Genomic DNA, 12,363 nt, shown 5'->3' with positions numbered 1-12,363 from the left:
CACCTCGCCGCCTGCAACCGCGTTCAAAAGCCAGTCTGAACTGGGACTTTGAGATTATGCGCGGCACCCACGCCATGCCACCGACGACCGTCGCAGACGCATCGGCAATTCGAAGCCCCGGGTGCCGATGTCCACCAATTGGGAGTGCTGGGTGCAATATCTTCGAGAAAAGCTGTAAGCTCCATTCCCGTCGGACATGGTCCGAGACAGCAAAGACTCCTAAAGTTGCAGGGGTATGTCGATGAATCAGGTCCGCGCCAAAGGTGGTGTGGTGCTTGCCGCTCTGGTATCCGGCGCGCTCGCGGCCGGAGCCCTTGGCGACGCCCCCGCCGCCAATGCGAGTTGCCTATCCGTCTTCGGTATCGGTAACGGGGGCGGTTGCACGAGCAACCTGACGAGCTTCGCGATCGGAATCGGCAACGGCGCAACCGCGAACGCGGGCAGTGGGTTATTCAGCGGCGCCATCTCGTTCGGCACCAACGCGGTCTCCGCCACGACGTTGAGCATCCTCAGCTTCGCAGTGGCAGTCGGCGACGACGCAAGGGCCTCGACGCTCCCCTCTCTTCTGAGCCTTGCTTGGCAGACCGGGCCGGGCAGTACGGCCACACTCGGCGCTCTCAATATCGCGATCGGCTCCCTCACCAGTGGTTCCGGGACGCAGTCGACCGGCGCCGCCGGCCTTGGCAACATCGCCGTGCAATTCGGGCCGGGCAACATGACGAACGTCGGCAGCTTCAACCTCACCCTGGCGAGCGCGACCGGTGGCGACGGGTCGAAAGCCACCACCGCAAGCGGCCTCGGCAACCTGGCTCTCAACATCGGCGATGCGGGCACCGCGTTGACGCAGGGCTTCTTCAGCTCCACCACCAATCTCCTCGGCGCCAGCACTGTGATCGCTCAGGGCATCTTGACCGCCGCCGGAAACGTTTTGGGCAACGGCAACATCGTGACGTCTGCGGGGCCATACCCCAACACCACGTTGAGCCTGGCGTTCAACTTCTTCGGCGACAACAACACGGTGACGTCCGGGTGGGGTCCGTTCGCAATCGCCGGGGCGATCGGTCAGACCCTTCAGACCATCAAACGGTCCATCCCGGGCGTCAACATCAACGGTGGCTCCGCCTCCGGGGCGGCAGCGGTAGCCAGCAGCAAGAAGACCTCTACGGCCTCGGCGTTGCGCGCCAGCAGTACCGAAACGACCGCGACGGAACCGGCCAGCAACCTCACCACCACCGCCGCAGCGTCGGCCGCCCGAAGCACCAGCCACAAGAAGGCCTCATCCTCGTCGAGCGCCGGCAGCAAGACATCGGGTTCCCGCAGCGGCGGCAAGGGTTCGTCGGCTCGGCACGCAAAGTAGCCGGGTGTGATAACGCCCACGCCGGCCGTACGCCGGCGACAGTTGATCGCGATAGCTCAACCGGCTCAGAAGGCCACCACTGTTCACATAGCGGACACGTCCGTGTGCTCGGCCAAAATCTCCTGGCCCGCAATCCCCCGACGACATTTCGCTGCCACCAGGGCATCAGCGGGGGTCGATGACCAAAGGCCCGACCGGGCAGAAATTCCGGCGATCGAGAGTTTGCCACGGGCCCGCATGGCCATTGCTACCATGTGACCGCTCAGAGCATCAGCGACTTGGGAGCTATCCATGGCTGCAAGGCATCGTGCACCTAGCCGGGCCAAGCCCGGAGCACGGCGCGCCGCTGACCGGCACCGGGCACAGCGGCCACACAGCAAAGTCTCCATCTGGCTGGGCGCCGGCGCTCTCACCGTCGGCGTGTGCGCGTCGTTTGGCGCCACAACAGGGACCGCCCACGCCGATTCCGGCGCCAGCGGCACCTCGTCGTCGAGCCACAGCAGCACCGGATCCAAGGTAGGAAAGTCGGGCCGCCCGACTTCGTCGGCCCACACCACCGGCAGCGGCCGCAAAGCCGGACCAGTCGGCCGAACCACCGCGGCGAAATCGACGTCGGCCACCGCACCCGCTGAATCGGCCGGCACCAGCAGTGCCGTCCGCACCAACCGCACGATCACCACCGACACCGCTTCGAACGCGAGCCCTTCCGCGGCCGCCGACCCGAGTGAGGCTCCGGCGGTAGCGCCCCCCGCATCGAGCTCCCCCACGACCGACATCACCACCCAGGCCGCCACCAGCACCACGTCGATGTCTGACGGCGCGGTGTCGGCCAGACCGTTGGCCGCTGCGTCCATCTCCGCGAACGCGCTTGCGAGCGATTCCCCGACCACCCCGCCGAACCTCTCGCTCAACGACGTGATTGGCGCGATCGTCGCGTTCGCCCAAACGGCCGGGGGCTCGAATCCCCATCCGATCAGTCTCTCCGACATCGTCACCGCGCTGGTCACCAACGAGTGGCAGGGCCGCCCGATTATCGGAAACGGTGCCGACGGGACAGCGGACAACCCGAACGGGAATCCCGGGGGATGGTTGCTCGGCACTGGCGGCAACGGTTACTCCTGGACTGACGCGACGTGTACCGACAGTGCCGGCTGCGTCGGGGGCGATGGCGGCAGCAGCGGGTTGATCGGCAATGGCGGCGGTGGCGGTACCGGTGCCAATGGTGGTGCCGGCGGCGCCGGGGGGTCGGCAGTCTTGTTCGGCGCCGGCGGAATCGGCGGCGCCGGCGGAGCCAACACCGGCGGTATCGGTGGAAACGGCGGTGCAGGCGGCACCGGTGGGCTGATCGGCGGAATCGGCGGCAACGGCGGAGCCGGCGGCACCGGCACCACGGGCGGCGACGGCGGCGCGGGCGGCTCCGTCATCAGCTACGGCTTCGGCTTCTTCGCCGGCATCTACCACCCGGGGAGCATCATCGGCGGCAACGGCGGGGCAGGCGGCGACGGCACGGACGGAGCCGGCGGCAACGGCGGTGCGGGCGGCACCGCCGACCTCGCGGGCGACCCACTGTGGGATTACCTGCTCACCGTGGTGACCCAGGTGACCGGTATCGCCGCCCCCGGCACGGCGACCGGCGGGCAGGGCGGAGTCGGCGGCGACGGCACCACAAGCGGTGGCGATGGCGGCAACGGCGGTGTCGCCTACAACTACAGCATCGGCGACTCAGTCGGGGGTGACGGCGGCAACGGCGGCAACGCGGGCGGTGTCGGGGGCGCCGGCGGGACCGCGTGGGCGGACAGCGGGTCAGCGACCACCGGCGCCGACGGAACGCCCTAGCAAACTATTAGACGTCCAGGCGGGAAAACTGCCCGCGCTGGTACAAATCCACCGAGGCCTGCCGTCTGACCTTGCCACTGGTGGTGACCGGAATCGAACCCCCGCCGACCAGAACGAGATCTGAGACGGCGATCCCGTGCGTGTTCGAGATCGCCGAGGTGACCTCCCGCTTGATGGTCTCGAAGTGCTGCTTCGACTCCTCATCGGAGTCGCCGCGCTTCCTGACCTCCATCACGACGACCAGCTTCTCCACATCGTGGTCAGGAACGGCGATCGCCACGCACCGACCCTTGGTTATCTCGGTAACCGTCGCCTCGATGTCGTCAGGGGAATGGTTACGGCCATAAATGATCAGGAGGTCCTTGATACGGCCCACCACGAACAGCTCCCCGTCCGAGACGAAGCCGACGTCGCCGGTCCGCAACCACGGACCTTCGGGTGTCCCCGCCGACGGCTCGGCAATCGTGGCGCCGAATGTCCGCGCAGTCTCCTCGGGATTTTCCCAGTAGCCGATACTGACGTTGTCGCCATGGCACCAGATCTCGCCTGTCTTCCCCTCTGGAACCTCCATGCGGGTCTCCGGGTCGACGATCCGCAAGACCGGCGAGCGCGGGCTGATCGGGCCGTCGTAGCTGACCAGCGGTGTGCCCTCCTCGCCATCGGCGCGTTTTGCCTCGCCGGCGGTCAGGGCATCGGTGTCGAAGTACACGACCTTGATGGGATCTTCCGGCCTGGGGGTGGCCATGTAGAGCGTGGCCTCGGCCATGCCGTACGACGGCTGTATCACCGCTTCGTTCAGGTTGAAGCGGGCAAAACGGTCGGTGAAACGCTTGATCGTCGCCGGCTGAACCCGTTCGGCGCCGCTTTGGATGGTGTGCACGCCGCCGAGGTCGAGCCCGGCCATGTCCTCGTCGGAGGTTTTCCGCGTCGCCAAATCGAATGCGAAGTTCGGCGCGGCGGTGAAGGGGCACGGATTGGTCGCCAGCAACTGCATCCAGCGCGCCGGCCGCACCAGGAACGACGCCGGGCTCGTCAACACCGCGCTGGTTCCAAGAACAATCGGCGAGCAAACCCCCAAAATCAATCCCAAGTCGTGGAAGAACGGCAGCCACGACACAAATGTCAAGTCTGGCGGGGTGACGCCCGCATGCCTCGAGTAATCAGTGGTGATCTGTTGCAGATTGGTGAATAGGTTTGTGTACGAGATCATCACACCGGCAGGGGAACGTGTTGACCCAGAGGTGTACTGCAGGTACGCGGTGGCGTGGGGATTCTCGTTCTCGTACATCGCCGGCGCACCGGGCCGGGGCGGTGCATCCAGATCCAGCAAATCAACTTCGATGATGGCCGGCGGAGCCTGCCCGGGCTGCGGGACGATGCTGCGGCTCACCTCGGCCACGACAGCCGACGTGGTGAGGACGGCGGTGGGTGTTGCGTCGCGCATCACCGATTCGACTCGCTCGTCGGTGACACCACCCATCGGAACCGAAAGCGGAACGGGGATCACTCCGGCGTGCAACGACCCCAGGAAAGCAATGATGTATTCCAGGCTCTGCGGGGCGATGATCATCGCGCGATCGCCGGGCGACGCGGTTTGCCTGAGCTCGCGGGCGAAGTTGGCGACGCGCCGATACAGCTGCGGCCACGTCAGGCTTATCGGGACGCCGGCCCAGTCCTGGTCATAGTCGATAAAGGTGTACGCAATGTCATCCGGCTGCATGCTGGCGCGTTCACGCAGCAGAGCCGGAATCGATGCCTCAATCGCCTGTGTCACGCGAAGCAAAGTATCAGTAGCGGTCGCCGCGACACCTTCGAACACCCAAGTTAAGTAACGTCATCGTCAACCACTGCCGACCTCGGCAACTTGGCGGGTCAACCCGTTGCGACAACCCTGCCAGCCATGGACGTACCTGTGCATTTGGTTGCGAATCAAGCAAACTTGACCCGTGGCGCTTCGTCTGCGTCAATAATTGCCTTGCCTGGGCCGGGGGGAAACCAGTTGTGAGAGTCAAGCAACGGACTGCACTATCAATTCCGTTGCTGTGAGGAGACGGGATGGTTTCATTCGGTGCGGTCGATGATCGGTCCAGCGGTTCGGGTTCTACCAGCTCCCCGGCCACTATGAGCACCAGATCGACCACTCCGGTTGCCGTCATCGGCATGGCCTGTCGGCTTCCTGGCGGTATCGACTCCCCCGAACAGCTGTGGGAGGCGTTGTGCAGGGGCGATGACCTGGTCACCGAAGTGCCGCGCGACCGCTGGGACAACGACGAGTACTTCGACCCCGAGCCGGGTGTGCCGGGCCGGACAACGTCGAAGTGGGGCGCATTCCTCGACGATGTCGCCGGCTTCGATGCGGAGTTCTTCGGCGTCAACGAGCGGGAGGCCGCAGCGCTCGATCCACAACACCGATTGCTGCTGGAAACCTCCTGGGAGGCGATGGAGCACGCCGGCCTGACGCCGGAAGCGGTCAAAGACTCCCTCACCGGCGTATTCACCGGGTTGACGCACTACGACTATCAACTGGTGTCGACGGAGTCCGATGCCATGGAGGGACCGTTCGGCTTCTCGGGCAGCACGTTCAGCATGGCCTCCGGGCGCATCGCTTACACCCTGGGACTGCATGGTCCCGCGATGGCGGTCGATACCGCATGCTCCTCCGGGCTGTTCGCCGTGCACATGGGTTGTCGCAGCCTGACCGAGGGAGAGAGCGATCTCGCGCTCGCCGGCGGCGCATACGTGATGCTGGACCCACGCAAGTACGTCTCGGGGACGGCGGCGGGCCAACTGTCCCCGACGGGACGCTGTCATGCCTTCGACGTCTCGGCCGACGGCTACGTCGGCGGGGAGGCGTGCGCGATGGTGCTGCTCAAGCGCCTCCCGGACGCAGTGCGGGACGGCGACCGGATCCTTGCCGTCATCCGCGGTACCGCCGCCAACCAAGACGGCCATACCGCCGAGATCTCCACACCGTCGGTCGCCGCCCAGGCCGCGGTGTACCGGGCAGCTCTGGCCGGCGCAGGCGTGGAAGCAGGCAGCGTCGGCATGGTCGAGGCGCACGGCCCGGGCACCCAGGCGGGCGATCGGATCGAATACACCAGCCTCAGCGAGGTCTACGGCCTCGATGGCCCCTGCGCGCTCGGATCGGTGAAAACCAACTTCGGCCACTCCCAGTCAGCGGCCGGCGCCATCGGCCTGGTCAAGACGATCCTGGCATTGCAGCACGGGGCGGTTCCGCGCAACCTACACTTCACCCGCCTGCCCGACGACCTGGCCCGCATCTCCACGAAACTCTTTGTGCCAGTGGAGAACACAGATTGGCCCACGGGCAGCGAGAATCCGCGTCGCGCGGCGGTGTCCTCATACGGGGTGTCGGGGACCAATGTCCACGCCGTCCTCGAACAGGCTCCCGACCCATCGGGAGCGCAGACCACCAGCGCCGAGGGCAGCGCCCCGGCCGCACCCCTGCTGTTTCCGCTCTCCTCGTCGTCGGCCGAGGAATTGCGGCGCACCGCGGGCCGGCTGGCGCACTGGGTACAGCAGCATGACGACGTAGCCCTGCCGGATCTCGGGTACACCCTGGCGCGTCGGCGCGGCCATCGCCCCGTGCGCGCCGCGGTGCACGCGAGCAGCCGAACGGAGTTGGCCGAGGCGCTACGCGAACTCGCCGACGGCGACACGCGGCAGGAAGCCGCACTCGCCCACGACGACCTCGGACCGGTGTGGGTGTTCTCCGGGCAGGGCTCGCAATGGGCCCGGATGGGCGCCCAACTGTTGGCGATCGAACCGGTATTCGCCGCCACGGTCGCGCAACTCGAGCCGCTGATAGCGGCCGAATCCGGGTTCTCGGTCACCACGGCCTTGACGGCACCGGAGGTGGTGGCGGGCGACGCCCAACTGCAGCCGACCCTATTCACCGTTCAGGTTGCGCTGGCCGCCGCGCTCAAGGCGTACGGCGCACGCCCGGGCGCGGTCATCGGGTATTCGATGGGCGAGGTCGCTGCGGCGGTGGTCGCCGGGGCGCTGTCACTCGAAGACGGGGTGCGGGTGATCTGCCGGCGCTCGCGGTTGACGTCCGGCCTGGCCGGCTCCGGGATCATGGCGGCGGTGGAACTGCCCGCCAAGCAGGTGCTTTCGGAGCTCACGCTCGCCGGCATCAAGGATGTGGTCGTCGGCGTGGTCGCCGCGCCAGAGTCGACAGTGGTCAGCGGCGCCACCCAGACCGTCCGCGACCTGATGGCGACGTGGGAAGAACGTGACGTCACAGTCCGCCAGTCCCCGATCGACGTCGCCGAACACTCGCCCCTTGTCGATCCGATCCTCGACGAGTTCGCTACGGCTCTGGCGGAGATCAAACCACTGACTCCGCAGGTGCCGTTCTACTCGGCGACGGGCTTCGATCCGCGCGAAGAACCGGTGTGCAACAACAAGTACTGGGTGCGCAATCTGCGTAACACTGTCCGGTTCGCCGCGGCCGCACGCGCCGCCGTGGAGGACGGCTATCGCGTGTTCGCCGAACTGGCGCCACACCCGATGCTCACCGAAACCATCGAACGGACCGCCGACAGTCTGGATGCGCCGGTCGCCACCTTTGCGAGCCTGCGCCGTGAGCAGACACTGCCGCACGGATTGCGCGGTCTGGTATCGGATTTGCACGGTGCGGGTGCCGCGGTCGACTTCTCCGTGCTGTATCCGAATGGGCGACTCGTGGATGCCCCGCTGCCGACCTGGACCCGCCGCCGGCTATGGCTGGACCACGACCGCGATGAGTCGACGGCACACGGCGATTACACCGTTTCGGTGCACCCCCTGCTGGGCCCTCATGTTCGCCTGCAGGAGGAGCCGCAGCGCCACGTCTGGCAGGCCGAAGTCGGTACCGCGGCCCAGCCCTGGCTCGCCGATCACACAATCCGCAACGTCGCAGTGCTGCCCGCCGCGGCCTACTGCGAGATGGCCCTGGCGGCCGCCCACACGGTGCTGGGTGAGGCTGCCGAAGTCCGCGATATCCGCTTCGAACACGCGTTGCTGCTCGATGAGCAGACCACCGTTGGAGCCTCGGCCGCGCTGTCCTCACCCGGCGTCGTCGAGTTTCTCGTGGACTCCGAGGAAAGCGGCCATCCGACTCGGCACGCCAGCGCGATCCTGCACGCAGCCGATGATGATGAGCTACCCGCGGCTTACGACATCGCCGCACTCCTGGCCGCCCATCCGCATCACATCGACGGCGCCGAGGTCGGCGACGGATCGGACCCGCGCGGTGTCCACTACGGTCCGGCGTTCACCGGCCTGAGTGGCGTCAACACCGGTGAGGATTCCGCCGCCACGGTGTTGGCCGAAGTCGCGCTGCCCCGCCAAATGCGCATGCAGCAAGGGGCTTACGGCGTGCACCCGGCGCTGCTCGATGCCTGCTTCCAGGCGCTTGCCGCCAGTCCGCAGATCCGGGCCCAAGGGGTGGGCGTGCTGGGCTGGCCGCAAGGCGCGCGCCGGCTGCGATCCTTCGGGTCTGCCCGAGGCGCCCATTACTGCTACGCCCGGATCACCGGACTCGAGGCGGCCGGAATCGAGGCCGACCTCGACCTGCTCGACGCGCACGGGGCAGTCCTGCTCACCGTGCAGGGATTGCGGTGTGGAACCGGGGAATCCGAGCAGGCTCAACAGGATCGGATCCTTGGCGAGCGGCTGCTGGCCATCGATTGGCAGCAGCGGCAGCTACCGGAGCCTTCGCATGTCGACGCCGGAACCTGGCTGCTGATCAGCACCACTGACACGGCGGACCTGCTCGGCGCCAGGCTGACCGACTCGCTGAAAAGCCAAGGCGTGCCATGTAACACCATGTGTTGGTCGCCGAATGCCGACCACGCTGTCAACGCCGGACAGCTGGCCGAGCGGCTGCAGTCGGGGCGCGTCACCGGTGCGGTGATCCTCACCGGTACCAAGGCCAGTGCCGCCGACGACCAGACCCCGCGAGTCGGTCGCGAATACGTCCAGCACCTGACGCGCATCACCCGCGAACTGGCCCAGACCACGGGCCACATCCCGCACCTGTTTGTCGTGACCCGCGCCGCTCAGACCGTCCTGGCCGGCGACGTGGCCAATCTCGAGCAGGGCGGACTGCGCGGCCTGGTACGGGTGATCGGCGCCGAGCATCCACATCTGCACGCCACCCAGATCGACGTCGACGACAGCGCCGACGCCGAACAACTGGCCCGGCATCTGCTCAGCGGATCCAAGGAAGACGAGACCGCCTGGCGAGATGGCGTCTGGTACACGGCTCGATTGCGGCACAGCCCGTTGCGCCCCGACGAACGACAAACCGCCTTCGCCGCCAACAACTACGAGGGTATGCGGCTGCACATCCGCACGCCCGGCGATCTGGAATCGTTGGAACTGGTTGCCTGCGAACGGGTTACGCCAGGGCCGGGACAGATCGAGGTTGCCGTCGGCGCATCGAGCGTCAACTTCGCCGACGTACTGGTCGCAATGGGCCTGTTCCCGGCTATCGAGGGCGGGTTGCCGGAGTTGGGGATGGATTTCGCCGGCGTGGTCACCGCGGTCGGACCCGGCGTCACCAACCATCGCGTCGGCGACCGGGTCGGCGGATTCTCCGCCAATGGGTGCTGGGGCACATTCGTCACGTGTGACGCGCGACTGGCCGTCACACTGCCGGAGGCCATGACCGATCACCAGGCGGCGGCTGCCGCCACGGCCACCACGACAGCGTGGTACGCACTGCACGATCAAGCCCGGATAGCAGCCGGCGACCGGGTACTGATTCACTCCGCAACCGGCGGCCTGGGCCAGGCCGCCATCGGAGTCGCGCGCGCCGCCGGCGCAGAGATCTTCGCCACCGCAGGCAGCGAGGATCGCCGGAAGATGTTGCGCGACATGGGAATCACGCACGTCTACGACTCGCGCAGCACCGAGTTCGCCGATCAGATCCGTCGCGACACCGATGGCTACGGCGTGGATATCGTGCTCAACTCCCTGACCGGCGCAGCCCAACGGGCCGGAATCGAATTGCTGGCCACCGGTGGACGATTCGTCGAGATCGGTAAGCGTGATGTCTACGCCAACAGCCGACTCGGACTGTTCCCGTTCCGGCGGAATCTCACGTTCTGCTACGTCGACCTGGCGCTGATGTCATCAAGCCATCCGCAGCGAGTCGGCGAACTCCTGCGCACCGCCTACCAGCTGGTGGCATCCGGTGACTTGCCGCCCGCCCGGCATACCGAGTACCCGCTTGCCGACGCCGCCACCGCGATTCGGATGATGAGCGCGGCCCAGCACACCGGCAAACTGGTGCTCGACATCCCACGCACCGGGACCAGCCGCGTCGTGATCCCCCCGGAGCAGGCCGCGGCCTTCCGCCGCGACGGCGCCTACCTGGTCACGGGTGGTCTGAGCGGCCTCGGATTGTTCCTTGCCGAGAAGATGGCCGACGCCGGGTGTGGACGAATCGTCCTGACGTCCCGCTCGCAGCCGACACTCAAGGCGCTGGAAACCATCGAACTGATCCGTGCGATGGGTTCCGAGGTCGTGGTGCATTGTGGCGATATCGCCGATCCCGCCACCGCCCAGCGGATGGTGGAGGCCGCCACGGCGACCGGGTTACCGGTGCGGGGCGTGCTGCACGCCGCAGCGGTGATCGAGGACGCCACCCTGGCGAATATCACCGACGACCTCGTCGAACGCGAGTGGGCACCCAAGGTCTACGGCATCTGGAATCTGCACGCTGCCACCGCAGATCAGCCACTCGACTGGTTCTGCTCGTTCTCCTCAGCGGCCGCGCTGATGGGCTCGCCGGGACAGGGAGCCTACGCCGCCGCCAACAGCTGGCTCGGCGCCTTCACCCGCTGGCGGCGCTCCCAGGGTCGGCCGGGCACCACGATCGCCTGGGGCGCCTGGGGCCAGATCGGGCACGCGACGCACACCACCGAGAACGCCGGCACACCCATCGCTCCCGATGAGGGCGCCTACGCACTCGACGTGCTGTTGCGCCATCAACGTGCCTACACCGGGTATGTACCGATCGACGGCAGCACGTGGTTGACCGACTTCGCCCAGCGGAGTCCCTTCGCTGAAGCATTCAGCGCTGTCGACCAAGGACCAACGGGCACCAGCAGCCTACGTGTGGAACTCAGCGGACTACCTCGTGAGGAGTGGCCCGCACGGTTGCGACGCCTGATCTCCGATCAGGTGAGCCTGATCCTGCGTCGCAACGTCGAGCCCGACCGGCCGCTCGCCGAATACGGGGTCGATTCGCTCGGCGCGCTGGAACTGCGCACCCGCATCGAAGCCGAAACGGGCGTGCGATTGACGTCCGGCGACCTTGCCGTTGGCACCATCCGCGGACTGGCCGAAGTTCTCTGCGAAAGGTTGGCGCCGACCAACAGCGACGCGTCGGCCTAGTCGGGATCCATGACATCGGCCACGGAGATCGCAGCATCGCGCATGCGCCACGCGACGGATCATTTGGGAGGATTGTGAACGCCGTACTCAGGGTGTCTGCGCTGGGTCTTGGCCAGCTCGTCGCGATCGGATTGCTGGTGTTCGCCTCAGCGGGCACATTGAACTACTGGCAGGGGTGGACGTTCTTGGCCGTGTTCGCTCTCACCGCCTGGCTGCCGAGCATCTACCTGCAGATCACCAATCCTGTTGTCCTGGAGCGGCGAATGCGCAGCGGACCGATCGCAGAAGGCCGGATGGTACAGAAGATCGTCATGATCGGCCTTTACGGATCGCTGGTGGCGATCTGTGTGGTGAGCGGCCTCGACCATCGCTTCGGCTGGTCATCGGTACCGCCGGCACTGTGCCTGATCGGTGATGTTCTGGCCGGCGCCGGCTTGGTGGTCACGGTGCTGGTGGCGATTCAGAACATCTATGCGTCGACGACCGTCCAGGTGGAGACCGGCCAGAAGGTGGTCAGTACCGGTCTCTATGGTCTGGTGCGGCACCCCATGTACACCGGAAACGTGCTGATTCTGGTGGGTCTGCCGCTGGCCCTCGGCTCATTCTGGGCGCTCGCCTTTGTCATGCCCGGTGTGGCCGTGCTTGCCGCGCGCATCCACGACGAGGAGAAGCTGCTGGGCGACGAGTTGGAAGGTTATCGCGAGTACACCCAGAAGGTCCGCTCGCGCCTGATCCCCTACATGTGGTGACGGCCGCCGTGC

The 12,363-nt window shown here is 66.7% G+C and carries 6 protein-coding genes; 4 read left to right on the top strand and 2 right to left on the bottom strand.

The window, feature by feature from the left end; genetic code table 11:
* Positions 1-235: 235 nt before the first annotated feature.
* On the top strand, positions 236-1,357 hold the full coding sequence (locus tag ORI27_RS25250; protein WP_265999812.1) for a hypothetical protein: 1,122 nt from the start codon (positions 236-238) through the stop codon (positions 1,355-1,357).
* 83 nt (positions 1,358-1,440) lie between these two features.
* Here the strand turns inward: ORI27_RS25250 and ORI27_RS25245 are convergent, their stop codons facing one another.
* Positions 1,441-2,268 carry a hypothetical protein gene (locus tag ORI27_RS25245; protein WP_265999811.1) on the bottom strand — a complete coding sequence of 276 codons (828 nt, stop codon included), beginning with the start codon at positions 2,266-2,268 and terminating at the stop codon, positions 1,441-1,443.
* A gap of 4 nt (positions 2,269-2,272) precedes the next feature.
* Here ORI27_RS25245 and ORI27_RS33045 point away from each other — a divergent pair, with 4 nt between their 5' ends.
* Positions 2,273-3,193: a PGRS repeat-containing protein gene (locus ORI27_RS33045; RefSeq protein ID WP_323055666.1), complete on the top strand. Its 921-nt coding sequence runs from the start codon at positions 2,273-2,275 to the stop codon at positions 3,191-3,193.
* Between the two features lie 7 nt (positions 3,194-3,200).
* On the opposite strand, the gene ORI27_RS25235 is transcribed toward ORI27_RS33045, so the two are convergent.
* A complete protein-coding gene (locus tag ORI27_RS25235; protein WP_323055669.1) occupies positions 3,201-4,967 on the bottom strand; it encodes an AMP-binding protein in 1,767 nt (588 codons plus the stop codon).
* Positions 4,968-5,248: 281 nt separating this feature from the next.
* Between ORI27_RS25235 and pks2 the strand changes: the two genes are divergently transcribed.
* Both pks2 and ORI27_RS25225 read left to right on the top strand, forming a co-directional pair.
* Positions 5,249-11,602 carry a sulfolipid-1 biosynthesis phthioceranic/hydroxyphthioceranic acid synthase gene (pks2, locus tag ORI27_RS25230; RefSeq protein ID WP_323055665.1) on the top strand — a complete coding sequence of 2,118 codons (6,354 nt, stop codon included), beginning with the start codon at positions 5,249-5,251 and terminating at the stop codon, positions 11,600-11,602.
* Between the two features lie 74 nt (positions 11,603-11,676).
* Complete coding sequence (locus tag ORI27_RS25225) at positions 11,677-12,351, top strand: methyltransferase family protein (protein ID WP_265999810.1); 675 nt, start codon at positions 11,677-11,679, stop codon at positions 12,349-12,351.
* Positions 12,352-12,363 lie beyond the last annotated feature (12 nt).

Source organism: Mycobacterium pinniadriaticum (assembly GCF_026242045.1).
Classification (GTDB): Bacteria; Actinomycetota; Actinomycetes; order Mycobacteriales; family Mycobacteriaceae; genus Mycobacterium; species Mycobacterium pinniadriaticum.
Note: the sequence above shows the minus strand (reverse complement) of the source record. Positions and strands in the feature narration are given on the sequence as shown.